The 26,195-nt window shown below is 71.9% G+C and carries 20 protein-coding genes and 2 pseudogenes; 8 read left to right on the plus strand and 14 right to left on the minus strand.

The window, feature by feature from the left end; all coding sequences use genetic code 11:
• The first annotated feature begins 117 nt into the window (after positions 1–117).
• From trpB to ABD223_RS25720, 4 genes and pseudogenes are all read left to right on the plus strand, one after another.
• Positions 118–1,290 (plus strand): tryptophan synthase subunit beta, encoded by a 1,173-nt coding sequence (trpB, locus tag ABD223_RS25705; RefSeq protein ID WP_344039157.1) that lies wholly within the window; start codon positions 118–120, stop codon positions 1,288–1,290.
• Positions 1,287–2,102 carry a tryptophan synthase subunit alpha gene (gene trpA / locus ABD223_RS25710; protein ID WP_344039061.1) on the plus strand — a complete coding sequence of 272 codons (816 nt, stop codon included), beginning with the start codon at positions 1,287–1,289 and terminating at the stop codon, positions 2,100–2,102. The genes trpB and trpA overlap by 4 nt, the downstream gene beginning before the upstream one ends.
• A 1-nt stretch (position 2,103) precedes the next feature.
• The gene (locus tag ABD223_RS25715; protein WP_344039062.1) at positions 2,104–2,865 is read left to right on the plus strand and encodes a GntR family transcriptional regulator; all 762 of its coding nucleotides are present in this window, start codon (positions 2,104–2,106) and stop codon (positions 2,863–2,865) included.
• A 26-nt stretch (positions 2,866–2,891) separates the two neighbouring features.
• Positions 2,892–3,134: pseudogene (locus tag ABD223_RS25720) on the plus strand (IS30 family transposase); the annotation flags it as partial.
• Between the two features lie 98 nt (positions 3,135–3,232).
• Here the strand turns inward: ABD223_RS25720 and ABD223_RS25725 are convergent.
• Positions 3,233–3,469: pseudogene (locus ABD223_RS25725) on the minus strand (IS3 family transposase); the annotation flags it as partial.
• Between the two features lie 10 nt (positions 3,470–3,479).
• Between ABD223_RS25725 and ABD223_RS25730 the strand changes: the two are divergent.
• A complete protein-coding gene (locus ABD223_RS25730) occupies positions 3,480–3,665 on the plus strand; it encodes an integrase core domain-containing protein (protein WP_344039063.1) in 186 nt (61 codons plus the stop codon).
• A gap of 114 nt (positions 3,666–3,779) precedes the next feature.
• On the opposite strand, the gene ABD223_RS25735 is transcribed toward ABD223_RS25730, so the two are convergent.
• From ABD223_RS25735 to ABD223_RS25765, 7 genes are all read right to left on the minus strand, one after another.
• Positions 3,780–4,250, minus strand: coding sequence for an NUDIX hydrolase (locus ABD223_RS25735; protein WP_344039064.1), 471 nt, complete (start codon positions 4,248–4,250; stop codon positions 3,780–3,782).
• 40 nt (positions 4,251–4,290) lie between these two features.
• Complete coding sequence (locus ABD223_RS25740) at positions 4,291–4,893, minus strand: AAA family ATPase (protein ID WP_344039065.1); 603 nt, start codon at positions 4,891–4,893, stop codon at positions 4,291–4,293.
• Positions 4,890–5,642, minus strand: a complete 753-nt coding sequence (locus ABD223_RS25745) for a hypothetical protein (RefSeq protein ID WP_344039066.1) — start codon at positions 5,640–5,642, stop codon at positions 4,890–4,892. Before ABD223_RS25745 ends, ABD223_RS25740 begins: the two co-directional genes overlap by 4 nt.
• A 154-nt stretch (positions 5,643–5,796) precedes the next feature.
• Positions 5,797–6,384 (minus strand): hypothetical protein, encoded by a 588-nt coding sequence (locus ABD223_RS25750; protein WP_344039067.1) that lies wholly within the window; start codon positions 6,382–6,384, stop codon positions 5,797–5,799.
• A 130-nt stretch (positions 6,385–6,514) separates the two neighbouring features.
• Positions 6,515–7,501: a radical SAM protein gene (locus ABD223_RS25755; RefSeq protein WP_344039068.1), complete on the minus strand. Its 987-nt coding sequence runs from the start codon at positions 7,499–7,501 to the stop codon at positions 6,515–6,517.
• A gap of 42 nt (positions 7,502–7,543) precedes the next feature.
• Positions 7,544–8,824, minus strand: a complete 1,281-nt coding sequence (locus ABD223_RS25760) for an MFS transporter (protein WP_344039069.1) — start codon at positions 8,822–8,824, stop codon at positions 7,544–7,546.
• 35 nt (positions 8,825–8,859) lie between these two features.
• A complete protein-coding gene (locus ABD223_RS25765) occupies positions 8,860–10,425 on the minus strand; it encodes a nucleotidyltransferase family protein (protein WP_344039070.1) in 1,566 nt (521 codons plus the stop codon).
• Positions 10,426–11,183: 758 nt separating this feature from the next.
• On the opposite strand from ABD223_RS25765, the gene ABD223_RS25770 reads away from it, so the two are divergent.
• Positions 11,184–12,203, plus strand: coding sequence for a hypothetical protein (locus tag ABD223_RS25770; RefSeq protein ID WP_344039071.1), 1,020 nt, complete (start codon positions 11,184–11,186; stop codon positions 12,201–12,203).
• 9 nt (positions 12,204–12,212) lie between these two features.
• Positions 12,213–12,470, plus strand: a complete 258-nt coding sequence (locus ABD223_RS25775) for a transposase (protein ID WP_344039159.1) — start codon at positions 12,213–12,215, stop codon at positions 12,468–12,470.
• 91 nt (positions 12,471–12,561) lie between these two features.
• Here ABD223_RS25775 and ABD223_RS25780 read toward each other — a convergent pair whose 3' ends face one another.
• Entirely contained in the window at positions 12,562–12,906 is a 345-nt protein-coding gene (locus tag ABD223_RS25780) for a hypothetical protein (RefSeq protein ID WP_344039072.1), read from the minus strand.
• 285 nt (positions 12,907–13,191) lie between these two features.
• Here ABD223_RS25780 and ABD223_RS25785 point away from each other — a divergent pair, with 285 nt between their 5' ends.
• On the plus strand, positions 13,192–13,413 hold the full coding sequence (locus tag ABD223_RS25785; RefSeq protein ID WP_344039073.1) for a ribbon-helix-helix domain-containing protein: 222 nt from the start codon (positions 13,192–13,194) through the stop codon (positions 13,411–13,413).
• Positions 13,414–13,798: 385 nt separating this feature from the next.
• On the opposite strand, the gene ABD223_RS25790 is transcribed toward ABD223_RS25785, so the two are convergent.
• The 5 genes from ABD223_RS25790 to ABD223_RS25810 are packed head-to-tail and all read right to left on the minus strand — an operon-like array spanning position 13,799 to position 26,039.
• Positions 13,799–15,613 carry a hypothetical protein gene (locus ABD223_RS25790; protein WP_344039075.1) on the minus strand — a complete coding sequence of 605 codons (1,815 nt, stop codon included), beginning with the start codon at positions 15,611–15,613 and terminating at the stop codon, positions 13,799–13,801.
• Positions 15,610–19,245 (minus strand): DUF5682 family protein, encoded by a 3,636-nt coding sequence (locus ABD223_RS25795; RefSeq protein WP_344039076.1) that lies wholly within the window; start codon positions 19,243–19,245, stop codon positions 15,610–15,612. Before ABD223_RS25795 ends, ABD223_RS25790 begins: the two co-directional genes overlap by 4 nt.
• Positions 19,229–20,383, minus strand: coding sequence for an ATP-binding protein (locus ABD223_RS25800; RefSeq protein WP_344039077.1), 1,155 nt, complete (start codon positions 20,381–20,383; stop codon positions 19,229–19,231). The genes ABD223_RS25795 and ABD223_RS25800 overlap by 17 nt, the downstream gene beginning before the upstream one ends.
• A complete protein-coding gene (locus tag ABD223_RS25805) occupies positions 20,380–25,191 on the minus strand; it encodes a hypothetical protein (protein WP_344039078.1) in 4,812 nt (1,603 codons plus the stop codon). Before ABD223_RS25805 ends, ABD223_RS25800 begins: the two co-directional genes overlap by 4 nt.
• A complete protein-coding gene (locus ABD223_RS25810; RefSeq protein WP_344039079.1) occupies positions 25,191–26,039 on the minus strand; it encodes a DUF4132 domain-containing protein in 849 nt (282 codons plus the stop codon). Before ABD223_RS25810 ends, ABD223_RS25805 begins: the two co-directional genes overlap by 1 nt.
• Positions 26,040–26,195 lie beyond the last annotated feature (156 nt).

Consider the following 26,195-nt stretch of genomic DNA (forward strand, 5'->3'; position numbering starts at 1 on the left):
TTGTCGGCCTCGTCCGCCTCATCGATCTCGTCCTGACCAGGTCGGGTGAACCAGCCCATTCCCGCTTGCCCACCGCCCCACAAGACATCTAGAGTTCTAGATGTGTCAGTCGATGAGATGTCGTTGATGGCCGAACCCGACCCGACCGGGCGGTTCGGGCGATTCGGCGGCCGGTACCTGCCGGAAGCGTTGATGCCCGCCGCCCGAGCGGTGGAGGGGGCGTTCCGCGAGGCGTGGTCCGACCCCGCCTTCACCACCGCGTTCCACCACCTCCTGACCACCTACGCGGGCAGGCCGACGCCCGTCACCGAGTGCGCCCGGCTGTCCGAAGCGCTCGGCGTGCGCGTGCTGCTCAAGCGGGAGGACCTGGCGCACACCGGGTCGCACAAGATCAACAACGTGCTGGGCCAAGCCCTGCTCGCCCGCCGGATGGGCAAGCGCAAGCTGATCGCCGAGACCGGCGCCGGGCAGCACGGCGTCGCCTCCGCGACCGCCGCCGCCCTGCTGGGCTTGTCCTGCACCGTCTACATGGGACAGACCGATGTGCGGCGCCAGGAGCTCAACGTGTTCCGCATGGAGCTGCTGGGCGCGGAGGTCGTGCCCGTCGCCTCGGCCACCGGCACGGGCACGTTGAAGGAGGCGACCAACGCCGCGCTGCGCGCCTGGGTCAGCGAGACCGAGGACGCGCACTACTGCATCGGCTCCGTCATGGGCCCGCACCCCTACCCGTGGATGGTGCGGGAGTTCCAGCGCGTCATCGGCGACGAGGCCCGCGCCCAGTGCGCCGACCTGCTGCCGGCCGCCGTGCCGGACGTGGTGGTCGCGTGCGTCGGCGGCGGGTCGAACGCGGCGGGCACGTTCGCCGGGTTCGTCGACACGCCGGCCAGGCTGATCGGGGTCGAGGCCGCCGGCGGCAGCGCGGTCGACAAGGGCGTGCCCGGCGTGCTGCACGGGTTCACGTCCCACTTCCTCCAGGAGGAGTCGCAGGTCCTCGAAGCGCACTCGATCTCCGCGGGCCTCGACTACCCCGGCGTCGGCCCGGAGCACGTGCACCTCGCCGAGAGCGGGCGCGCGCACTACCCGAGCGTCACCGACGAGCAGGCGCTGCGGGCGTTGAAGCTGGTCACGCGACTGGAGGGCATCCTGCCCGCGCTGGAGTCGGCGCACGCCCTGGCGTGGGTGGTCGACGCCGCCGCGACCGGTGAGCTGCCGGCCGGCTCGACGGTCCTGGTCACGCTGTCCGGCCGGGGCGACAAGGACGTCCAGCAGATCAGGGAGGGCCTGCGATGAGCGTTGCCGTTGCCGGTGTGGCCGAACACCTCAAGGCGGCCGGGCGGCCGCTGCTGGTGCCGTACGTGATGGCGGGCGTAGTGCCCGACTGGGTGGAGCTGGTGCGGGAGGTGGCGGCGGCCGGCGCCGACGCGGTCGAGGTCGGGCTGCCGTTCTCCGACCCGATGCTCGACGGCCCGACCGTGCAGTGGGCGGCGGCCCGGTCGCTCGAACGGGGCGGGCGGCCGCGTGCCCTGCTCGACGCGTTGGCCGGGCTCGACGTCGACGTGCCGCTGATCGTGATGACCTACGCGAACGTGGCGACCACGCTGGCGCCGGAGCACGGGGTGGCGGGGTTCGTCGACCACCTGGCGGCGGTGGGCGTGCGCGGCGTGATCGTGCCGGACCTGCCGCTGGAGGAGTCCGCGGAGTACCGGGCGCGGGCGGCGGCGGCCGGGGTCGACGCGGTGCTGCTGGCCGCGCCCTCGTGCGACGACGACCGGTGCCGGGAGATCGCGCGGGCCTCGTCCGGGTTCGTGTACTGCATGAGTTCGATGCGGGTCACCGGCGAGCAGCGGGAACTGGCCGCGAGCGCGCTGTCCAACGCCCGTCGCCTCAAGGGGATGACCGACCTGCCGGTGATCACGGGTTTCGGCATCTCCACGCCCGCGCAGGCGGTGCGGGCGTGCGCGGACGCCGACGGCGTGGTGGTCGCCTCGGCGCTGATGCGGCTGCTGGCCGACGGCGGGCCCGCCGGGGCGGTGGTCGAGGCGGTGGCCGGGTTCCGCGCCGCGCTATCCTCGGCGTCCCAGCGGAGTGAGGGAGCGCCCTGAGGTGAACGGCCGTCGGTCGGGCCTGGAGTCGCGGGTACCCAAGTACCTGGCCATCTACCGGGTGCTGGCCGACCGGATCGCCGGCGGGCACTACCCGGCCGACGCGCCGCTGCCCGCGCAGCGCGAGCTGGTCGAGGAGTTCGACGTCTCGCTGATGACCGTCCGACAGGCGGTCCAGGCGCTGGAGGCGGACGGGCTGCTGGAGACGCGGCACGGCGTGGGCACGTTCGTGCGGCAACCCGGCTTCTCCTACGGCCTGACCGGCCTGCGGAGCCTGGCGCAGGAACTGGTGGAGCAGGGCATCGAGCTGGAGACCGAGGTGCTCGGCGCGAACCTGGTCGACCCGCCCGCGGACGTGGGCGCGCGACTGCGGGTCCCGGCGGGCGGGAGGGTGCTGGCCGTCGAGCGCTTGCGCGGCGCAGGCGGCTCCCCGCTGCTGCTCCAGACCTCGTACCTGTCGCCGGGAGCCTCCGGGATCGACGCCGGGCAGTTGCGCGAGCGGTCGCTCTACCGGGTGCTGGAGGAGCTGGGCACGCCGGTGCGGGAGGCGAGCGAGACCATCCGGGCGGTCGCGCTGACCCCGGGGCAGGCGGACGTGCTCAACCTGCCGCCCGGCTCGCCCGCCCTGCTCAGCTGCCGGCTCAGCCGCGGCGACGGCGGCGTCCCCCTGGTCGACGACCGCGCCCTGCTGGTCGGGGACGCGGTCATCACCGCCGAACGTGCCGCCTCGGGCACCAACCTGTCCTACGGTCCACCGTCCTGAGCGGTGAACTCACCGGTGTTGAACGGTTGACCTGGGACCGCGGCGAGGAACTGTCCGCGCACGCCCGATTCACGGTCCGGACCGGGCTGCCCGTCTACTTCGCCGACCCGCATTCCCCTTGGCGGCGCGGCACGAACGGGAACACCAACGGCCTGCTGCGCCAGTACTTCCCGAAAGGCACCGACCTCTCCCGCTGGAACGCCGACGACCTCGCCGCAGTCGCCGCCACACTCAACTCCCGCCCCCGCAGGACACTCGGCTGGAAGACACTCCCGCCCGGTCGCGCGGCGGTGAAATCGCGACCGACCAGATCCGGCACGGGCCCGGCCGCCAGGGCGGCCACGGTGAGCCCGCGGCGACGCCTGACCTGTACCGGAACCAGCCCGGCCGCGCTCGCCAACCGTCGCACCAGCTCGTCGTCGACCCGCACACCCCGACGCGCGAACTCGGCGTGAACACGCCGACAACCATAGGTGCGGCCCGATTCCGCGAACACCATCCGGATCTGCTCGGTCAGTTCCTTCCGAAGCAGCTCCCGAGTCGACACCGGGCGTGCCGCCCAGTCGTAAAAACCCGATCGGGACACCCGCAACAGCCAGCACATCACCGAGACGGTGAAGACCGAGATCGGCACCACCGCCTGGGACACCCGCGACGACGCCCGACGCGACGTTTTCGCCTACCTGGGCCACTACAACCACAACCGTCTGCATTCGACACTCAGCTACCGCACACCGCGCTACCACACACCGCATGAAGTTCGTGTCGGCTATCGTCAAGATCTCGCCCGCGTGGCATGAAATCCGGCGTCCGGTCTCCGGGGACAACCTCACCGTGTGTGCCGGGTTGATGGTTTGCGTGTCGACGACAGGGGCGCGATACCGAATTCCGGCGCACCGCAGCCGTACGCGGTGTCAGCGTCCGGCCAGCGTGGTCGACGCGGTGACGGCGGTGGACCATCCCTCCAGACCGAACGGTGTGCTGTCCACGGTCTGCTCGACGGCCGCACGACTGTAGGGGACGGTGTTGGCGGGAAGCTGGCCAACGGGGAACCAGTCGAGTTCCGAGCACTTGTGCGGCTCGGCGTTGCGCGGCTCGCTCGACCACCGGCCCGGGCGGAACACGAATCCGATACGTGCCTCGCCTTCGGGATTGAGGTAGTGCACGGTGGTGGCCAGGGGCATCGCCGTGCGCTCCAACTCGACCGCGACTTCCTCTCGCGCCTCGCGGATTGCGGCGGCGACGAGGTCCTCCCCGCGTTCGAGCTTGCCCGAGGGCAGGTTCCATTGACCGTCGGCGTAACCCGTGTTCGCGCGGCGCGCCAACAACACCCGGTTGTCGCGCAGAAACACCAGCAGGACATCGACGAAGGTCGTGTAGGGCACGGAGGAGCTCCCATGTTGGAGGCGTACGACGCTGAATACGCTATCCGGTCGGGAATACGCCGTGCCGTGCGGCCTGGTCCACGACCCATCTGACCCGCTCGTCGGTGTCCAACCCGCCGGGTAGTTCCACCAGCGGAACACCGAGGCGGGTGTAGGTCTGGCGCAGGATCGCGTCGGCGTCGTTCTGGAGGTCGGTGACCTTCGCCCGAAACGCGTCACCCGGTTGGGTGTAGCGGTCCTGCGTGAACACGATCATGTCGTAGGTGTGGGCCCAGGCCAGACAGAACATCTCCATCGCCTCCAGGACCGCGGTGCTCCGCTCGTCGGGGTCGACGAGCAGCAACCGCGCGTAGGCCAGGACGTTGACGATGGTCTTGTCGGCGATGAGCAGGGTGTGGTTGCGGGCGGTGCGCAGCTGGAGCCCCAGGTGGGCGGCGAACACGTCGACCTCGGCCGCCAGATCGAACCCACTGCGGTCGTACAGGACGATTTCCTCCATGAAAGGGCTGGTCCGGGCGGGTTCGCCCATCGCCACCACGTTGACCCCCTGACGTCGGTAATGAGCGGTCAGGGCGTGGATCAGGGTTGTTTTACCGGCTGCGTGAGTGCCGTCCACGGCGATGACGCGGCAGTCGCGGATCACGTCGGCTTCCTGTCCAGCAGGGCGGTGAAGGTCGGGGCGGCCAGCCAGTCGAACGCGCCGTGTGCACCGGTGGCGAGCATCTTGTTGACGTCGAACAGACCGGTCCACGTGATGCGGTTGGTGGCGCGCAGCGCAACCAGCGCGGTGGACAGGCTGTGGCGCAGGTTGAGCACGCTAATCCGCTCCCGGGCCTCTGCCGAGCGCTTTTCCAACCACAGGCGGTGCAGCGCGGTCATCGATGTGCCTTTGAGCTCGGGCTGGGTGACCTCCAGGCGCAGTTCGCCACATACGTCGACCAGGCGTCGCGAGGTACCGGTCAGCACGTGGTCGGTGTCGTAGCGGGTGTCCACCACCTGCCGGTCGCCCAACTGCTCGGTGCGGCGCGCCAGCCAGTTCTCCCGGGCGGCGGCCACTGCGTGCAGGGGGCCGGCACTGGCCCACCGTCCGGTGGCTGCCAGCACGCCGAGGTCGCTGGTGAACTGGTGTCCGGTGACGTGGTCGGCGGCGGCGAACGCGGCACGCACCGCAGCGTCGGCCGCCCGGACCAGCGTGGTGGTCTCTTCGTGCTCCTCCACGTACACGCTGGTCCATGAGAACTCCAGTTGAGCTTCGGTCGCCCGCACCCGACCGCCTCGTGGCGGAGTGCCCAGGAGCACAGGGGTGGCGGTCTCTGGAACAGCGAGGTAGACCACGGAGAAGCAGAACGGTCGGTTACCGTTCTTGATCTTGTAGTTCTTGGTCCACTCCACGTCGACCGACGCCCACAACCTGGTGCCGGCAGGTCGGCTGGGAGCGCGGTCGGGTGCGTCGAGGTCACCTTTGACGATCATGGTTCTCCTGGGGCGGCGTGGCATGAACGAGCCATCTTGCCGTGCACGTCCGGCCGATCCGTCGCAGGCGGCACTACCGGCCGGTCAACCGCGTGTCGCCGCCGGATAGCGCCTCCAGGTGGTCCCAGGCGCTGTCGAGCACCAGCGTGTCCAGGTCGATCGGCCGGCTCCACCAGTAGCGGCCCAGCGCCCGTGCGGCCAGCAGCGCCACCGCCGTCGTTCGGACCAGCGCCGACACGGCCGGCGCTGTGGGTGGGTCGACGGCGGGCACGGCAACCGTGGTCGCCTTCAGCCCGGCCCGATCGCACAGTGCCATCAAGTCCGGCTCCGGACCGGCGGGCTCGTCGAGAGCGGTGTCGAAGACGACCGCCGCCCCGGGGCCCTTTCCTGCCGTTCCGCGCGTCATCCACGACCGTGCCACCGATTCCACCCCGGGCAGCCGGCGCCGCACCGCGAATCCGGCAAGGCGCTCCAGGTCTGCGGCCAAGCCGTGTCCGGCAAGGATCCTCGCGTGCCGCCGTCCTGCCACCAACAGCTCGTCCAACCGCTGCGGGAGCAGGTCAGGCGGATCGTCCACCTCATCGGTCAGCAGTTCGAACCCGAGGTTGGGCACGCCGTCGTCCAAGTCGAGGACATCGGTGCGGTGCAGGTACAGGTACACCACGCATCCCCAGCCAATCCGCTCGTCCGGGATCGGGTCGACGGTGAGGGCGGCTAGCATCGGTCGGTCGGGGGCGAAGGGTCGTTGGGCGGCCCCGAACGGCTCGGTGGGCCAGTGCAGTGTTGTGGTGCTACGCATGTCCGCCGCCGTGGTCGGTGGCGCGGATGCTGAGCCCGAGGTACTTCGTCAGGTGGTTGCGCTTGAACCGGTACCGGTCCCAGATCGCCTCGATCGACTCGTGCAGCACGTTGCCCAGCGGTTCGAAGAGGTTCTCCGCGTCGTAGACCGGCCAGGCGTTGGCCTCGCCGGTGGGTTCCACGCAGATCATGTGCCCTTCTGTCCGGGAGGTCCACGTGGTCAACCGCACGGCTGGACGCCACTGGTGCTCGGCCGCCAGGGTGCGCAGCTCGGCGAACTTCGCCTCGGCTTCGGAATCCGTGATGAACTCGCTTTCCTGCAACTTCAGCGCGTTGCCCTTGCGCAACGGCATGATCAGCTTCAGCTTGCCGGCCTCCAAGGTGTCGGCGATCTGCAGCAGGTAGGGCAGCCCGTGCAGGCCCGACCGCAGCGCCACGCACGACAACGACAGGGGCAATCCCGCCCGTTGAAACGAGCGGATGCCAGCCATGACCTTGTCGTAGTCACCCCGAAGGCGACGGGTGATCGCCCGTGGCCCGTCCAGGCCGACGTTGACGTAGGCGACCTTGCCCACCATGCGTTCGGCCCACTGTCCGCCGCGGGTGGCGTTGGTCGGCACGCCCACCACGAAGTCGTCGGCGAATAGGTCCACCACATCGCCGAAATCGCGACGCAGCAGTGGCTCGCCACCGGAGAGGAACACCCTGCCGACTCCAAGCAGGTTGTCCCGCATGCGCTCCAGGTCCGCCAGCGTCGGATCCGGGCGTTGTAACGTCTCCGAGCAGAAGTTGCAGTCGAAGTCACACCTCTTGGTCACCTGTAGAATCACCGAAAGTGGCGACGTGGTCCTCGCGAGGAGATCGTCAACGGACACGCCGTCCTTGATTTCGAAGTGGTGCCCGCGCGTGAACGCCACGGAATTCCACCGTCGTGGCACGTGGGACCGGGCCGGCATCGTCGGGAACTCGAGATCTGTCATCCTTCGACTCCTCCGTGTCAGTACTGTCGGACTGCTCCGGGCTCAGCCACTCCGGAACAAGCGCCGGCGCTCCCTCCGCGGGGAGTGCCATCGAGGTTCGGGGCGGTGCAGCGACGCACCGACCAGCGCGGCGGCGGCGAGCGGGACCACTCCGCAGACGACCATGCCGGTGCGCGGGCCGAACAGGGTGCAGACCCACCCCACCGCAGGACCGCCCAGTGGGGCGCCCCCGATCAAGGCGAGCATGTAGAGACCCATGACCCGTCCGCGGACCTCGGGTCGGGTCCACACCTGCAGGGACGAGTTCGCCACCGTTTGGAACGCGAGGTTCGAAGCCCCCAAGGCGATCAGGGCTATCAAGAAGACCTCGAGTGCGGGAACGACCGCGGCGATCGCCTGGGTGCAGCCGAAGACGACGGCCAACACCACCACCACACGGAGCCGCGTCCGGGCGCAGCGCCCTCCCAGGATCGCCCCGACCACCGACCCGGCCGCCAGCGCGACGTTGAACAGTCCGTAGAGCTGTGCGCCGCCGTCGAAGGTCGAATCCGCCATCGCCGCGAGCACGACGGGGAATTTCAACCCGAAGGTGCCGATCACCGCGACCAGGAAAAGCGTCCAGACCACCCGAGGTTCGGCCACCACGTCGCGTAATACCGAGCGCACCAGGATCGGACCTGCGGCTGCGGCCTGATCGGTCACCGGGTCGCCGGAGCGGATCAACGTCAGCACGAGCAGCGAGAACAGGTGACAGGCGGCGCTGACGGCGAACACCCAGCCCATTCCCTCTGTGTGGATCAGCATCGCCGCGGCGATCGGGCCGATCAGCCTGGAACCGTGGAACACCGCGGAGTTCAACGCGATGGCACCGCGTATGCACCACATTGGCACCATCTCGCCGGTGAACACCTGCCGCGCCGGGTTGTCGACGACGAAAACCATCCCGAGGGCTACCGCGAAGACGTAGACGTGTTGGATCCGGACGTGTCCGGAAACCGAGAGCGACGCCATGGCGAAGTTCAGCACCACACAAGCGCTCTGCGTCGCGATGAGCACCACGCGCTTGGAATAGCGGTCCGCAACGATTCCGCCGGCCGCTCCCAGGAACAACACCGGCAGGGATTGGGCGGCCATGGTGAGGCCCACGGCCGTCGGGCTGCCCGTCAGTTCGAGAACGAGCCAATCCAAGGCCATGACCTGCATCCAGATACCTGTGCAGGCGACGCTTTGGCCTGTCAGGTAGAACCTGAAGTTCGGGATGCGAAGGGCAGCGAAGGCATACTTGAACCGCCCGCCCGTCTCGTTGTGTCGACGGTCGTCCACGCCGTCGGCGACGGTGTCTTGCGGTGGAGGCGAAGTCACGGTCGCTGCCCGGCCGCCAACAACACCGGCACGGACACGCTTGAAACCCCTTTCCGGTAGTACTCGTCCCAACTGTCGTTCGGTGGTTCCAGGAACCTGCAGCAGTGGACCACTACGGGGACAGCGGGCATCGCCGTCCGGTCCAGGCCGAAAGCGGTTCTCGGAACCTCGATGCGAACGCGCCAGTCGTCAACACCGATCTGCCACACGGCCGAACAGTTCGAAGTGGGAGCCGGATACCTGACTTCCGTCCGGTAACCATCGTATCCGGTGACGATCGTGTCATGCTCGAAAATTATCTTGACCACATCTCTGAAGGGGCCCGGCGGGTAGAGCCCTCCGATGTCGAAAGCGACACGGCGGTCGTCCAAGTTGATCGTGCAGTCGAACCTGACGTCGCTGTCACCCGCGTGCGCCGGGGGTAGCGATCTCACCGCAGTGGCGGGACGCCCGTCGACGGCCACCCCGGTCCTGCGGACCTGGATCACCGACGGCAGGTTCTGGGGATTGATCTCGTTGGGTGTCATGTGCCGCAGGGCTTCACCGAAGTTGTCCCTGCGGAGCAGGAGGTCGGACAACCGTGGTCCGGTGTCGAAGAGCTGGCCTATGCCGATCATCTGCGGATAGCGAGCAAGGCCGGGGGTGTCAATGGGGAAGTGACCGGCCGAGCCGAAAAGTTGACCGATGAGTTGACCGGCGAGCGCCACCGAGTCCTGGGCCCGGCATCGTGCGACGAGATCGGCGAACACTGCGGCATCAAAGTCGGAGGAATTTATGAGCTCCGCCACTTCGCACAAGTCGCCGAGTCGGATCGTCGCCATCTCCTGATTATTCGAGACATAATCCCGAAATAATTCAAGGCAAATTATCAGCGCGCTCGCGGTGACGTTCGGCACGCGCAACCAGGAATTGGGCACAACGGGATGGGGGACCGAGGCGTCGATGATCGCGTCGTAGCCCAGTGGATCGCAACGGACCCAATCGGTCATCCACAGTTCCCGCCTGTCCGGCATGTACCTGCTGTACGGTCCACGCGGAGGCCGCCAACTGGGGCAGTACCGGTGCAGATCCACATCGCAGTGATCGGCCGAGTACAGGTTCGCCGCCTCGTGGCCGCCGAAATGATCTCCCCGCGAGCGGTACCCGGCCGATTGGAGGATCTCCTCGTACCGCACCGGGTCACAGGTCAGCAGGTCGATGTCGGCAGTGCCCCGCCGTGTCCCCTCCGCCGGCATCAAGTAGCTCGCCGCGTTGCCCTTCAGCACGACGAAGGGCATCCCGTCCCACGCGTGGTGGCCGGTGACGACCTCCGCCAGCCAAGCCACGTCCCGCTCAACGGCGTCCGCGGCCGCCAGTTGCGTTTGCTCGACGCTCCTCACCTCGTCGAGCAAACGCTTCGGGATCCGTGTTCCGCTCTCGGCCGCTCGCGCCAAGAACCTGCTCGGTATGCGATGGGCGGCTACGGCGGCGACCAGAAGGTTGTGCGGGCAGTCCATGGGCGCCAACCGGCCGGTGCACGCCCAGCACAGGGTCGCCGCCACCCGGGAATACTCGTCGTTCACCTCTCCCCCTGTCCCGGCTCATCCGTCCGAGGTCCGACGTGCGAGCTCGCGTCGAGAGGCCCCGTCGTGCAGGTCGCCCGGGTAATCCCAGGCCCGGCGCACCGGCGGCGCTCACAGCCGATGAACACCGCGGGTCGATCGGGAACGGGGAGGGCAACCCGGGAGCGGCTTCTCGTCGACCGGTGTTGCGGGCCGGACGGGCTTGGCACCGCTTTCCAGGGAAGCAGTCCTGTGAATTCACGTTGTTGCGGCCGATCTGACTGGAATTCACGGCGACAAGAACAGCGGTCCGATCGCGAACGAATTCTTTGAGAACCGAATTCCGAGTGCTCGAGGAATCTTTACCCTCCTTGCCGCCCAACCGGCAACCCTTCGTCCGACCATAGCCAGTCTCCTCGCTCCTGGCCAGAGCCGGGCCGTAATTCCATCTCATTCGTCCTGACGCTTCGCCGAAGTGATCACGGGATGTCAAGCGTGACCGGCCCGCCCGCGTGGAGCATCGTCCGATGAACCGCCGACACGACAAGTCGATACTCAAGATCGTCTCACGGCGCCTCCCCGACGAACGGGCAGCTCGCTTGACGGCCACCGCTCGCCCGGTGGAAGAATGACAGGATGTGGACAAGTCCGGGTAGCGACAACTCCTCGGGTGGAAATTCTCCTGGGAGTAGAGGGCCAGCCAATCCTGATGCCGCGCGGTGGAGTGCCCCGGATGCAGGATTCGTATCTGCCACGAGGGCGGCCCATGGGAGGGTGCAGTGACCGGTAAGGATATCGAACAAATTTTGACAGAGATCACCTTGCGGACAGACGAGACGGTTCGCCTCGGGCCCATCACCGCACGTTTGACGAGCGATCTGGAAAAACCTTCTTTTCTGGGAATCCTTAGTCGTACCGCCCATGTGCCATCCTGCCATGAGCCCGACTTTGAACTGTTCTGCCTGCGCGGCGACAATTTTTCCGTGCACAAAAAGGAGTTGTCCGGGTTGGTCGACTCCAGCAGTAGGGCACGTTATTTCATGCAGGGCTACTATACGATCGGACATTTCGGACCAGCGATCCACTTGATATCACGAGGGCGTCGTTTGTATGTCGTCGGCACATCTCTCGAAAGGGTGGTGTGGCCGTATCTCGTCAAACGAATCATGTTGGAGTACGCGGTCGACCGGGGGATGACCTTGCTTAAGGGTGGGGCATTCTTGATCGGTTCGGGGGCAACTCTGGTCATTGGACACCGCGGTGCCGGAAAAACGGTCTTCTTGACCTGGATGTGTCGACACGGGGCCCGGTTCGTGAGCAACTCGCTGCTCTTGGTGAATCGAGGTCGGGTAACCGGCGTCGCCAGTCTCATGCGGATCCGCCCCGGCCCCACCCTGGAAGCCCTGACCGCACAAGTCCAACAAAGCCCTGGTCTGGCGGACGGCGAGTTCGTGGTGGACCCGGAGGACTTGTTCGTCGTTGCGAGCCCTGATCCGACTCCGGTACGCAATCTCTGTTTTGTCGACTTCAGTCCACGGTCGTCGAACCAACTGGAAGTCCTGGACAAGCAGCGCGCACTCGACCTGGCCGAGCAGTTCGCGCTGGGCATCAACGTCTACCATTTAGCGGAGGATCTGCTCGACCTGCGGGGAGGTGAAGTCCCACGATTTGCCGCCGACTACGCCGCCCAAAAAGCACAGTTGGCACACCTGGTCGCATCATGCCGAAATTTTCATATCAGGTCGGACGTCACAGACCCTGCACAACGCCAAGACTTGTTCGACCTGCTGGGAGGTTGAGATGCTTCTATTTGGGCGCCCGAGGGCCGCACGCCGATCGTGCGGGTGACCGGCAAACAGCTGCGGGTCAACGTCATGTCCGCGGTCGCCTCGCGCGGCGCGCTGTGGTTCACCGTGTTCGCCGAGCGGTTCACCGCACCGGTGTTCACGACGTTCCTCGACCGCCTCGCTCACGAGACCCGCCGATTTCTGCGTCACCGCCAACGCCAACCACGCATCGTCCGCGGCTACTTCCGCGCACCGCACCTCCGCTACGCCATCGTATAGGCAACCGAATATTTTCGATTCAATATGGGTGCCGGCAGGAACATTCGAAGGGGCGCCTTGTGGACAAGGCGCCCCTTCGAATGTTCCTGTTTCAGCCGGTCAGGCGGCGTTGGGGACCGGCTTGTTCGACGCTGCTCACACCCATGAAGATCAGGATCGCCAACTGGACGGTGATCAGACCGATCGTCGCCCAGTGCGGAAGATCCTCAGGCGCAGCTTTCAACGTCATCGCCGGTGCGACAAGCGCGCCGACGACCACCAGCGTGGTGACCGCCGCATCGAGGAGCCGGGAAGTGTGGTTCGACGGCACGGACACATCCACCGCGAACTCTCCCTTCTCGATGCGCAACCTCGCCTCACGGGTGGGGCGTTCATCCTCGATTGACTCCGACTCGGCGATTTTCGGATCTTCGCCTTCCTGCTCCGGAGTGTCCAAGTCCGGTCCTCTCTTTTGTGGGGAGGCCGTTCGACCGGCCCACCCAGGGGTCCCATCCCCCCGGAGATGCGTCGGGACCCGGCACGGGGATGCAGGCAGTGGACAAACTGCCGCCCGTGCTCGGGAAGCATCGCACGAATCAGACGACTTCGCCACCGTTTCCACACATTTTCTGTGTCACCAGTAGGCTAAAGGTGTGTGATCTGCGATGATGGGCAGACCGGGACGCCGCCTGGGAAGCCTGGAGGGAGTAGGACCATCTCGCCGTCAAGCGAAGCCGACGCCATGGAAGAGCCGGCCGTCGTGGCCCGCGTGAACATCGCCCTGGTCAGGGAGAGCGCCAGGGCCCTCGCCAAGCTCCAGGACGACACGGGGCTCAAGAAGGTGGACATCGTGAACCGGGCGATCCAGCTCTACGAGTTCATCGCCGGCGAACTGAAGGACGGTCGTCAGGTCGTGGTGCGCGGTGACGACGGACAAGAGGTGCTGGTGAAGATCTTCCTGTGACCGATCGGGGTCCCGGCATGGTGCGATCATCGGGTGGGCGCCTGGTTCTCCAGACCAGGCGCCCACGGCACGCCTCGGCCGACTTCACGACTTGATCCGACCTGGCACCACCCGCGAATCGACGGCCTACGTGCCCGGAGGTGGCCGGCTTGACCGCTGACCGACCGCTGGCGCAGGTCAGGGTGCGTCGGCGTGGTGCAGGTGAGCCCTCACCCGACTCACCCTCGGCCTCTACCAACCGGAACCACTGGAGTCCCAGAGTGGTCGCATGGCCCCCGATGCCGACACCTCGCCCCAGGACGGCAACGCACCGACGCGCCTGCACGTCGCCCGGACAGTGAGCACGACGAGTAGCGCCGCGTTCGGCCGAGCGGTCGCGATTTGGTCAGGGGTGTTGCGCGTTCGTGGCGTCCAGCCAGGCTTGGCGGGCGGCGGCTCGGGTGAATTCGCGGACGTGCACGCCGGCTCTGAGCCAGGCCAGGGGGAAGTCGTCGCCGGCGTCGCGGACCACTCGGCCGAACGCGTCGCGTTCGCGGTCGCGTGAGGTTGCCGCCAGGTCGGCCAACAGGTCGGCGGTGGTGGTCAGGCCCGTGCGGGACAGGGTGGTCACCTCCCTTGCGGTTGACGAGATCGCCGCTACCGCGCGGCCGCCCAGGGTGATGCGGTGCAGCACGTTCGCCAGTGGGCGCAGCGGGGGTGGGGTTCGGCTGGGTGCGGGTGGGGGTGGTGCGGGTGGGTCGGCGGAGAGGGCTCGTTGGGTGTTGTGGCTGGTCAGGTGGGAGTGCTGGAGGTGGTCCAGGCCCAGGTCCACGTGGTGGCGGAGGTCGGTGGGCAGGTCCAGGTCGCCGGACACCGCCAGGGCGGTGGCGGTGGCGGGGCGGTCCGGCAGCAGGCGGGCGACGACCTTGAGGCGCAGGCCGGTCGCGGTGGCCAGGACGCGCAGGTTGTCGTGGGTGCTCCGGTCCGCGCCGACGAGGTCCACCCGTGCCTCGCCCACCGCCACGCGCAGGGCCGGGCCCGTGGGTCCCAGCACGGTGGCGTCCAGGAACAGCAGGTCCGCGGACGCCGGGCGGTGGGTGTCGGGGCGGGTGTGGGCTTGGTGGGCCCGGGTCACCTGGTCGGTCAGGGACTGGGTCCACAGGGCGGCCAGGGGTGGCTCGTCCCAGGACGTGCCGGTGGCGGCCACCGCGCGGACCGCCTTGCCCGCGCCCAGCCGGTGGTCCGGTGAGGCCGTGCCGCCGGAGAGCAGGAGGCCGGAGCGGCCCAGTGCCCGGTGGGTCAGGCCGGATTCGCCGATGGCCACCGGGCCGTTGGCGGCGGCCGTGACGCGTTCCGGGCCGCCCGGGGTGATGGCGGGGACGGTCCACAGCCGACCCGTGTCGTCCACCAGGTGGGTGACCACGCCGCCGTAGCCGGAGGTCGTCACCACCGGCTCGGTGCACAGGCCGTAGAGGCGGAGCGCGCCGATCGGGTGGTACTCGCGCCTCGCGGTGCCGCGCAGTTCGGCGAGGTCGCCGGTGGCCGTGGTGGCAGTGGTCGTGGTGGCACGCAGGTGGTGGGACAGGAGCATCAGGTCGACCAAGTCGGCGGTGAGCGCCTCGCGGTCGAACGACGAGGCGTTGGTCCGGGCCGCCGCCAGGGACGAGGCGATGCGCAGCCCGGTCGCGGCGGCGCGGTGCAGGCCGACGACGCGTCCACTGTGGACCGCTCGCAGCAGTTCGGCGCGGACCACCGCCCCGCTGCCGGTCGCGCCGGAGCGCAGGATCGTGGCGCACGCCTCCCAGAGCGCGGTCGCCGCGCGTTGCTCGGGTTCCGCGACGGGAACGGCCGGTGGGCTCGCGGTGCCGACAGCGGAAGGCGGTGGGGATGGCGAGGGCGACAGGGATGGTGAGGGCGGCGGAGGGCCGGCGGTGTCCGGTTCGGCGATGTCGGCTGCGGCCACCGCGATGCCCCGGTGCAGGCACTTCGGTGCGAGCAGGCAGGAGCAGGACAGGTCGGTCGCCTCGGTCAGCACGCCGTCGTGCAGGGTCCAGGTGAGGGTGGTCTCCGGGTCCAGTTCGGCGCGGGCGGTGTCCGCGGAGGCGGTCACGGTCCACGAGGTCGCCTTGTCCAGGGCCGTGTCCACGCGCTTGCGCAGGCGCGGCGGCAGCGCGTCGAGCACGTCCGCCACCACGGCGGGCGCCACAAGCGGCAAGGTCATCCGCGCACCTTCTCCCCCACCCAGCGGGCCAGTTCGACCGGGCTCAGCGCGGCCACCGGCATCCCGGCCGCCACGAGCGCGCCGGCCACGGACGCGGAGTACCGCGCCACGCCCGTGTCGTCCAGGCTGGCGCAGCCCAGCACCGTGACGCCGGAGGTCACCAGCTCCCGCACCTGCGCGACCAGCGGCGCGATCGGGCCGCCCTCCTCGAAGTCGCTGATCAGCACCACCATGGTCCGCTCCGGCACGGTCACCAGGGAACGGGCGTGCCGCAGCGCGCCCGCGATGTGCGTGCCGCCGCCCACGCGCACCTCCAGCAGCAGGGACAGCGGGTCGGACACCCGCTCGCTCAGGTCCACCACCTCGGTGGAGAAGGCCAGGAAGCGCGTCGAGAGGGCGGGCACGCCGGCGAACACCGACGCGGTCAGCGCCGCCCACACCGTCGACGACTCCATCGACCCGGACACGTCCACCACGAGCACCAGCCGCCACTCGGCCGACCTGCGCCCGCGCGTGCGGAACACCGGCCGCTCCGGCACCACCAGGACCCGTCCCGAGGCGTCCCGGCGCGCGGTGGCCAGGTTGGCGCGCAACGTCCGCGGCAGGTCCAGCCCCCCGCCCGGCCGGCGGGTCGGGGTGGGCAGCCGCAGGCCGGTCAACGCGGGTCGCACGCGGTTGGCCAGCTGCGCGGTCAGGTCGCGGACCAGCCGCGCCACCAGGGGGCGCAGGCGGGCCACGGTGCTCTCGGGCAGGCCGCCCGCCAACGACAGCACGTTGCGCAGCAGCTCGACGGAGGGCCGCACCGAACCGGGGTCGATCTCCAGGGCCGCTTCCAGGCGTCCGCCTTCCGCGGCCGCGGCCAGCACCTCTTCGCGGACGCCCTCGCCGAACAGCTCCCGCAGCTCCTCCGACCACTCCCGGACGTCGGGGAAGGGCGTCGAGCGGTCCGCGCCGAGGTCGCCGCCCGACGCGCCCTCGCCGCGGTCCGCCCCGTACAGCTCGTCCAGCGCCGCCGCGTAACGCGCCGCGCCCGCCGGTCGCTCGCCGCGCGCGCCGAGCACCAGCCGCCACCGCACCGCCACCGGCAGGTCCGCCGGCCCCGTCGCCTCGGCGCGGGGTTCGGCGGCGGGTTCGCCCGTGACGGGCCGAGGTCGGCCGAGGCCGTGCGCCAGCAGGGCGTCCGCCCCGGCGCGTTCGGCTTCCAGCCAGACCGCGAGCAGCTCGGGGTCCGGTTCGCCGGCCCGGTCGACCGCCGTGCCGGTCCGCTCCTCGACCACCGCGAGGACCCGGGCGCGGGCGGCGGGGCCGATCGAGGTGAACGCGCCGCGCAGCGCGGGCAACCGGTCCAGGAAGTCCCGGTCCGCCAACCGCTCCACGCGCGTGAGCAGCCCTTCCAGGGCCTCCGGCGTCTCCAGCAGCGGTCCCGCCGCCGCGAGCACACCGGTCAACGCCCGCCGCAGCACGTCCCGCCGCTGCGGCGTGGTCGCGCCGTCCACCCAGGACGCGATCCGCTCGCCCAGCGCGGCCGGCGGCGCCAGGCCCAGCAGGACCCGCGCCGCGCCCGCCGCGCCGGAGATGAGCGGCGCGCCCTCGTCGGCCAGCCGCCGCAGGGACGCCGCGAGCCTCAGGCCCGCGCCGTGGGCGTCGTGCCGCTGCCCGAGTTCCACCAGCGCCCGCGCGTCCTCCGGGTCCTCGGACCCGGCCAGGCCGTCGAGCAGGCCGACCGCCGCGGTCTCCAGGTCCGGCGCCAGCAGCGGGTGCGCGTCGAGCACGTCGCCCGGGGTGCCGGGCAGGTGGCCCGCGCGCAGCCGGTCCAGCAGGTCGAGGGCCGCCAGCAGCTCCCGCAGGGTCGCCGACGACGGCAGCGCGGTGGCCGCGTCCGCGAGCAGGTCACCGACCAGGTCGGGCAGGCCGCAGGCCGCCGCGTCGGTCAGGTCCGCCAGCACGTCGGCGGGCGTGGGCCCGCCGCGCTGGTCCCGTTCGGCGCGGCGGGCGCGGAGCCGGCCGCGCGCGGCCGGTTCCAGGGTCGCGCCCCACAGGCCGGCCACGGGCAGCGTCGCGGCCGTCGCCGGGGTCCACGCCGCCGTCCACCGCGTGGTCAGCGCTTCGCCGCCGCCGACGCCGGTCGTGGCGGTCTCGGTCGCGTAGGTCACGCCGAGCACCGCGAGCCGCCGCAGCGCCACCTCGCGCCGGGCGTCCAGCGCCGAGCGCAGCGGGTCCAGCCGCAGCGCGACCGGTTCCCGCGAGCCCGGACCGGGCAGCCGCAGCGAGGCCAGCAGGTCTTCGACGGCGGGCGCCAGGCCGGACTTGGGCGTGCCGGGGGCGAGCACGCCGGTGCGGCGCCCGACCAGCACGTCACCGGCCGCGCGCGCCACCACGCGCCCGCGTCCCAGCGGCTCGGCGTGGGTCAGCACGGTCTGCACCGCCTCGACCACCTCGCCGCGGCCGGGCGCGGGCAGCCCGCGCAGCCGGGCCAGGTCGGTCGCCAGCCGCAGGGCCTCGCGCGCCTCACCCGGGCCGGCGGGGTGGCCCAGCTCCCGGATCCGCGCGCAGATCCGCACGACCACCGCCGCCGCGGCGGCCTCCACCGCGGCCGGGGCGCCGCCCGCCTCCAGCACGGCCTGCTGCCACTCGGGGTCGCGGATGCCCGCGGGGTAGCCGGAGCGCTCGTCCAGCAGGGCGAAGCCGTAGGGCACCAGGGAGGTGACGACGTCGGACGGCGGTGGCGGCGTCTCGTCCAGGTGGCCGGACAACAAGGCCGGCGCGTGGAAGGAGCCGATCACGGCGGCGCAGCGCCGGTCGCCCGCCCGCGCCACCTCCCGCCGCATCCACGCCTCGCGGCGCAGGTCGAGCGGGTCGACGCCGGTCGCCGCCGCGTCCTCGCGCAGCGCCCAGCCGACCAGCAGCGCGGCCCGCCGCACCGCCTCGGCGGTCTGACCGGGCGCGGCCGCCTCGACCAGCCGGTCCCACAGGTCGTCGCCGTCGCGGCCGGTGGTGGCGCGGCGCAGCGCGTCGGTCAGCGGGGACGCGCCCCGCCCGCCCGACCGGCGCTCGTCGCCGCGCAGCGCCAGCGGCAGGTCGCACGGCCGCACCTCGACGCCGTTGCGGAACGCCCACCTGATCGCGGCCAGCTCCGGGGAGAAGTCCGCGAACGGGTAGAACGCCGGCTCGCCGCCGTCGCGCGCGGCCCCGGACAGCGCGACCGGCGCCACCAGGTCCGGCGCGGCCAGGTGCGGCAGCCACTCCCCCAGCTCGGTGGGCAGTTCGACCAGCAGCACGTCCGGGGCGCACGCCTCCAGCAGGGCGGGCACCACCGCCGCCAAGGCGGGTGAGTGGTGCCGCACCCCGATCAGGAACGGCGCGCGGTGGCCGGCCAGCCGGTCGACGACCTCGGAGGTCGAGGACGCGGCGACGACGGCCCCGGCAGCGGGATCCACGCCCGCACCGACCGCGCCGACCGACCCGGAGGTCGGGGCCGTTCCGGCTGCCTGCCGCCCGTCGGCGACCGGAGACCGCCGAACCCCGCCACCTGCCGCGGACGGCCGGATCCCGCCGGCCGCCGCGGACACCGGGCCCACGTCACCGGCCACCGGCGCCCAGTCCCCGCCACCGACCTCAGGCGTCGAGGACATCGCGCAGCTCCCACAGCCGCCGCCAGGTGCGGGCCCCGGACTCGGCCCGCCGCCGCACCGCGCCGTCCCAGTAGCCGAGCAGGCGGGCCGCGTCACCGGGGTCGTCCTTGCGCACCACGCCCAGCAGGTGGCCGGGCAGCAGCGACAGCGGGTCGCGGTCGCCGGGGAAGTACGCGTCGGCCAGCCCGAGCGACGTGGCCACCGACACCGCCTCGGCGGTGCTCATCACGGTGGACGGCCGCTCGACCGACCAGCCCTCCTCCGACACGCCGTTGCGCAGGTCCCGGAAGGCGGTGACCAGCGCCTCCAGCACCACGTCGTCCACCGCGAACGGCGCGCCGACCCGTTCCAGCGCGGCCCCGGCCTGCCTGCGCACCAGCGCGGTCTCCGCGGCCAGGTCGCCGATGGGGCCGACCGCCTCGAAGTTGAACCGCCGCTTGAGCGCGGCCGACATCTCCGACACGCCCCGGTCCCGCAGGTTCGCGGTGGCGATCACGGTGAAGCCGGGTGCGGCGTCCACGGTGGAGGCATCGGTGCCGGACAGCTCGGGCACCGCGATCCGCCGGTCGGACAGGATCGACACCAGCGCGTCCTGGACCTCGGGCAGGCAGCGGGTGATCTCCTCGACCCGGACGACGGCGCCGGTGCGCATCGCGGTGAGCACCGGCGAGGGCACCATCGCCCGCGGGCTGGGTCCCTCGGCCAGCAGCAGCGCGTAGTTCCAGCCGTAGCGGAGCTGGTCCTCGGTGGTGCCCGCGGTGCCCTGGACGACGAGCCCGCTGTCGCCGGACACGGCGGCGGCGAGCAGTTCCGACAGCATCGACTTGGCCGTGCCCGGTTCGCCGACCAGGAGCAGGCCGCGCTCGCCCGCGAGGGTGACCACCGCCCGTTCCACCAGGGCGCGCTCGCCGACGAACTTGGGGCTGATCACCAGGCGGGACGGCAGGCCGGTCACCGGCCGGGGCAGCGCGAGCGCGTCGCCGCCGCCCATCACGAAGGTGACCGCGGCGCGCGGGGTCAGCCGCCAGCCCGGCGGCCGGGGTCCGTCGTCGTACGCGGCCAGGAACGCCAGCTCCTCGCGGTACGCGTCCTCGGCGGGTTCGACCTGCCTGGGTCCGCTCTTCTGCGCGGCGGTCACCTGCGTCCTCCGGTCTTCAGCTCTTCGTAGGCGGGCGCGTCGCCGTCGAGCACCCGCTGCCACGCGCGGGCGAACAGGTCGGCGATCGGTTCGCGGGGCACGACGACGCCCCGCGGGGTGGTGGTGAAGCCGAACATCGGGGCCTTCCACGCCTCCAGCGGCAGGTGGGGCGCGCCGAGCGCGAGCCACCCGCCGGGCAGGAACAGCGAGCGCCCGGCGCGGGCGCGCTTCGCGGTCAGCACCAGGTCGGTCGCCGCCAGTTCGGCGCGGGCCCCCTTCAACCGGGCGGGCTTCCACCCGGTCCAGCGGGCCGCGTTCGCGTCGGTCGGGTCGTGCAGGGCCAGCAGCTGGAGGTAGAGCACGGCGGCGTCCTCCGACAGGCCGGTCCGCGCCGCGACCTCGCCCACCAGGTGGGGCGCCGACACGGTCGGGTCCTGGAAGTACGCGGCCGGGTCGACGCCCTCGGGCGCGGTCGCGGCGCACACCGCGGTGAGGCCGTCGTCGGTGAGCTGGTCGATCCCGTGCAGCAGGTCGTGGCCGTGCGCGAGCTCCACGACCGCGACCAGCACCTCGACGTCCTGCGCGCCCAGGCCGCCGGGGCGGACCACGAAGCGGCAGTAGTCGTTGCGCACGCCGACCACGTCCAGCCAGTCGCGGTACCGGACGACCTGGCCCTCCGCCGGCGCGTCGAGGTCGAGCAGCGCGCGCACGTCGGCGGCGGAGATCCACCCGCTCAGCTCGACGGCGAACCCCGGGTGCTCGACCCGCTGCCGGGCCAGCGCCAGGGCCTCGGGCAGCTGCGCGCGCAGCGGCGAGCCGACCGGCAGCCGCTGCGCCAGCCACTTCAGCACCTGCGGCACCGCCCACAGGGTCTCGCGGCTGAAGCCACCGGGGTTGCGGGCCACCAGGGTGGCGCCGTTGAACCGCAGGTCCGCGTCGGTGGTCAACCACGCGGTGCCGGCGGGGTCGACCACACCGGTGACGAACTCGGCCGCGTTCGACAGGCGCAACTGCTTCACCGCGTCCACCAGCACGTCGTCCGGCACGGGCGTGCGCCGGCCGTGCTCGGCGACCCACACCTCCGCGACCGCGGCCACGTCCGGTCCGCGCGTCCACAGCTCGGTCGGGTCGGCGGGCACGGCGGCGTCGAGCAGGCGGCGGCGGTAGGGGGTGTCGAGGCCGCGGAGCCGTTCCTTGGCGGCCTTCGCGCCGGCCGCGGACAGGCCGAGCAGCCGCCGGTGGTCGGTGCTGAGGTAGTGGGCGCCCCAGCTGGACACGGCGGGCATCCCGGCCAGCAGCACGGTCGCCTCGGCGGTGGCCAGGCCGGTGCGCTCGACCAGCGCGGGCACGGCCTCCGGGAACCACGGCGCGGGGCCGTGCTCGGCCAGCGCGTCGAGGAACCGGCGGATCCGCTCGCCGCCGAACGGCGCGCGCGCCTCGTCGGAGTGCTCCAGCTGCCACCCGCTCGGCAGCTCGTACCGGCCGGGGGTCCGGGTGACCTGGAGGCCGGTGAAGCGGCTGCCCGGCTCGCGGCGCCACTGCGACTCCAACGGGGCGATGAACCCGTCGCCGACCGGGATCACCCGGCGGTGGACGACCGCGTCGCCAGGTGGCACCACCACGCCGACCACGCGCCAGTGGCCGTCGGCGAGCCCGCTGTCGGCCAGGTTCCGCAGCACCAGCGCCAGGGCGTCGCGGTGCGCGTCGGGCGTGAGCGGCGACGCGGCCCGGTGGACCAGCGCGCCGAGGCTCGGCAACGAGTGGAACCAGTCGGGGCTGTGCGACTCGGGCAGCGCGCGGGGCTCGGGCCGGGCGGCGGCCTCGCCGAGCGCGGTGACCAGGGCGGGCAGGGTGGTCGGCACGGCGCCGCCGGACCGGTGGGAGCGGTGGCCGCCGAACCAGCCGAGCGCGGCGTGCAGGTCCTCCTCGGTGACCTCCGGGCCGGTCGGCACGGCTCGCGGGCCCACCGCGCGGGCGGCCTCGGCGATCTCGCCGTAGCCGCGGTAGGAGCGGAGCAGGTCCGCGGTCCGGCGCACCAGGTCCGCCACGCCCGAGATCAGCCCGGGGTGGGTGAGGCCGGGCAGCGCCTTGGCCACGGCGGTGAACAGCTCGTCGCGCTCGCCCCGCACCAAGGCCGCCAGCCGCTGGCGGATCGTGCGCTTGCCGGTCTCCTCGGTCTCCGCGCTCGCCGCGGCGAGCATGGCGTCCACCGCCTTCCTGGTCACCGCGCGCAGCGCGGCGGACCCGGCCTCGTCGCGCGGCCTCAGCACGTGCCACCAGTCCTGGGGCGGCACGAACGGCGTGCCCGCGGAGAAGCGGGAGTGGTGGCCGCCCGTCGACACCGTGCCGAGCAGGTCGCCGTCCTCGGCGAGCAGCAGGACCGAGTCGCGGTGGCCGCCCAGCACCAGGTCGGCGCCGGGCAGCCGGAGCACGCCGGTCGGGCGCGGCGCGCCGTCGGGCACCCGCACGCGGCGGCCGTCCGCGGACTCGCCGGTCCACGACCGGTCGGCCTCGCGGCGCAGGCGCCAGCCGTGCAGGCCGTCGGCCGTGCCGAGCGGGCTGCCGGCGGTGGCGGGCGTGGCCGGGCGCAGGTCGCAGTCGGCCAGCTGGAGCTCGGCGCCGTCGGCGGCGAAGTCCTCCAGGAACCGGGGCAGGCTCGCCCGGCCCAGTTCGCCGGTCGCCGGGTCGACCTCGCGCCAGCGCCACGTCGTCCGGTCGTGGTGGTGGGTCCACACGCCGATGCCGTCGCCGTGGGCCTCCTGCGGCGTCGGCACCCGCGTGTCGCCGGGGCGCGCGGCCCGGCGACCGGTGAAGCGGGCGCCGCCGGGCAGCGCGATCGAGGGCAGCGGCTGGTCGCGGCGGTGGTGGTAGCGGTGGTCCTCACCCGGCTGGAACACGCTGTCCGGCGCGTCGCTCCAGTAGGCCAGCTCGCCCTCCGGTCCCTGCCAGCGCACCAGCAGGACGCCGTCGAACCAGGAGGCCGTCGGCTCGAACGACCACCGGTGGCGGGCGTCGGCGGGGATGCGGGCGACGTGCTCGGCGAGGATCCCGTCCGGGCCCACCACGACGAACGTCTCGCCGCCGCGCAGCACGAGCGCGGGCCACCCCTCGCCGCACGCCACGAGCGACTGGCCCTTCGGGACGGAGCCCTTCAGCCGGTCGACGGCCTCCTCCAGGGCGGGCCAGCCCAGCTCGTCGAACACGCCGGAGCGCAGGGTCCGGTGCAGGGCCGCGGCGACGTCGGTGGCGGCGATCGCCTCGGCCGCCTCCGGCACGTCCGCGAACGCCTCGGGCAGCCGCAGCACGGCCAGCCGTTCCAGGTGCCGTTCGAGGTCGGGCAGGCCGGTCGCGGCGACCTCCGCGGCGCGGGTGGTGAGCAGGCGGCGCAACGCGGCGCGCAGGCCCGGCACGGCGATGGCCGCCAGCAGCACCTCCGGCCTGACCGCGCCGTGCCGGGCGTGCTGGCGGGCGTGCTCGGCCAGGCCCTCGCCGAGGGCGTCGCCGAACCGGTCGGACCCGGCCAGCGCGGTCAGGTCGCGGCGACCGGGCTCCTGGTCGGCCAGCCACCCGCCCACGTCGAGCCGCACCTCGTCCCGGTCGCCCGGCATGATCGGCACGTCGCGGGACACCAGCAGGTCCAGCACGTCCAGCTCGCCCTGCCGCCAGTAGCGCAGCACGTTCACCGGCACGGCGTCGGCCGCCAGCCGGTCGGCCATGCGCTCGACCAGGTCCAGCAGCTTCCGCGACCGGCCGACACCGCGCCAGCCGCCCGCGCGGACCCCGAGCACCGACGACAGCCACCCGGCGGGGTCGGCGGGCGCCCCGCCCGCGGGGCCGGTGAGCGCCTCGGTCGCGCCGCAGGCGTCGAGGATGTCGATCCAGGTGTCCAGCGCCGCGGCCGAGTCGGGCACGAACGCCAGCAGCCGGGCGCGCACCTCGGCGTCGCCCCGGGCGACGGCGACCAGGGAGTCCCGGTAGGACTTCCAGAACCCGGCGCCCGCGCGGTTGATCGCGGAGCTGTCCAGGACGGCGCGCAGGAGCCGCTCGTCCTCGACGCGCTGGGTGCGCTTGGCGGCCTTGGCCAGCCGCCGCAGGTCCTCCGGCATCCCGGTGTAGGGCGGCAGGCCGCCGCGCGTGCGCTCCACGCACAGGGTGAGGAACAGCTCGTGCGCCTCGTCGGGGTCGTGCTTGCGGGCCAGGCCCTTCGCGTGCGCGGACAGCGCCTTGGCGGTGAGCGCGCCGGCGAAGGCGAACTCCAGGAACACCTCGCGGATCCGCTCGGGGTCCACGGCGAGGTCGTGCACCTCCTCGGCCTCCCGCGCCTTGCCGAACATGCTCGCCGCGTAGGTGGGGTTGCCGTGCTGGAGGAAGATCCGGCCCGCCTGCTCGTAGAAGGTGGGCAGGAAGTGCGGCGCGGAGCGGCCGAGCATGTCGCCGAGCGCGGTGAAGCCGTCCTTGGCCGCGCCCGCGCGGGACTTGGCGGTGCGGGCCAGGCGCTCCACGTCCTTGACGAGGTTGAGCGCGTGGTGGGCGTTGGCCGGGTCGTGCACCAGGGCCCAGGCGGGGAAGCCGAGCGCGCTGCGCCGCCCGGTGCCGACGCCGGTGACGCGCGCCGGTTCGCCGAAACCGAGGTACTCGCAGGTCAGGTCCTCGGCGCGGCCGAGGACGGCGGGGGTCAGCCGGACCACCACGCGGTCGTCCAGGGCCGGGTGGCCGTAGTGGCGGGCGGTGACGGTGTCGCGGTCGTCGCCCGTCGCGTCGGCGACCGGCAGCACCGCGCCGGCGTTGATCAGCGCCTTGTCGTCCATCAGGCCACCGCCTCTTCCTCGACCACGCGGCCGGCGTGGATCGCCGACGCCATGCGCATGCCTTCCGACCACGCGACCGGTCCGACGTCGGTCAGCGCCAGCGCGGTTCCGTCCTCCAGGGCCCAGCGCAGGTCGCCGGTCCACGTCTCGCCCTCGGGGTAGTCCGAGCCGAGCCAGTAGCGGGCCTCCACGACGCGGCCCTCCTCGAACGCGGCGTAGACCGCGTCACCGCCGCGCACCGGGTAGCCGAGCGCGCGGCACCGGCCGAGGGCGTGGTTGAGCTGCTCGAACCTGCCGCCCGAGAAGTCGTCCACGGACCTCTTGCCCGCCAGGTCGGCCGGGCGGGCGAAGGTCTGCCGGAACAGCTGCTGCGCCTTCTGCTCCACGCCCAGCTCGGCGCCGAACTCGCGCAGCTCCTCCAGGTCGTCCAGCAGCACCGGGTGCGGGATGCGCACCACCTCGGGCCGGGCGCGGACGGTGTCGCCGTCGAGGGTGACCAGGCCGAGGCCGCGGTCCGGGTCGGCGTCGCGCAGGAAGCCGACCTCGTCGTCCGCGGTGACCACGAGGTCGCGCAGCGCGGTCGCCCACGCGGTGTCCGCCCAGACCTCCGCGACGAGCGCGGTGGGCACCGGCAGCGACCGGACCATCCACCCGTCCACCGCGGCGAGGCACTCGGCCTCGTGGCGGGCCAGCCACTCGGCGAGCTGCCGCAGCTGGACCACTCGCGGGTCCTCCTTCAGCGAGGCGGGTACCGAGGAGAGCAGCTTGCCCTTGCCGTTGCGGCACTGGACGCGCCCGTTCTCCCCCAACCGCACCTGGTACCCGGACGAGGCGTCGAGCCAGCCCACGGTGTCCTCCTGCCAGTCGTGCTCGGTGTGATGGCGGGAGGCTAGCGACGAGGTCCGACAAAACGATCAGGGCGTCCGTTGATGATCACACCGTGATCGGCCGGGCACCGAGGGTGATGGAAGTGCGATCCGCCGAATTGCGGCCTGGAATCCCTT

It is taken from the genome of Saccharothrix xinjiangensis (genome assembly GCF_039527585.1).
Lineage (GTDB): Bacteria > Actinomycetota > Actinomycetes > Mycobacteriales > Pseudonocardiaceae > Actinosynnema > Actinosynnema xinjiangensis.

What these genes read in the sequence shown, in the direction of transcription:
- trpB (WP_344039157.1), top strand. Translation starts at nt 118, where the DNA reads ATGTCGTTGATGGCCGAACCCGACCCGACCGGGCGGTTCGGGCGATTC.
- trpA (WP_344039061.1), top strand. Translation starts at nt 1,287, where the DNA reads ATGAGCGTTGCCGTTGCCGGTGTGGCCGAACACCTCAAGGCGGCCGGG.
- ABD223_RS25755 (WP_344039068.1), bottom strand. Translation starts at nt 7,501, where the DNA reads ATGACAGATCTCGAGTTCCCGACGATGCCGGCCCGGTCCCACGTGCCA.
- ABD223_RS25785 (WP_344039073.1), top strand. Translation starts at nt 13,192, where the DNA reads ATGGAAGAGCCGGCCGTCGTGGCCCGCGTGAACATCGCCCTGGTCAGG.
- ABD223_RS25790 (WP_344039075.1), bottom strand. Translation starts at nt 15,613, where the DNA reads ATGACCTTGCCGCTTGTGGCGCCCGCCGTGGTGGCGGACGTGCTCGAC.
- ABD223_RS25795 (WP_344039076.1), bottom strand. Translation starts at nt 19,245, where the DNA reads ATGTCCTCGACGCCTGAGGTCGGTGGCGGGGACTGGGCGCCGGTGGCC.
- ABD223_RS25805 (WP_344039078.1), bottom strand. Translation starts at nt 25,191, where the DNA reads ATGGACGACAAGGCGCTGATCAACGCCGGCGCGGTGCTGCCGGTCGCC.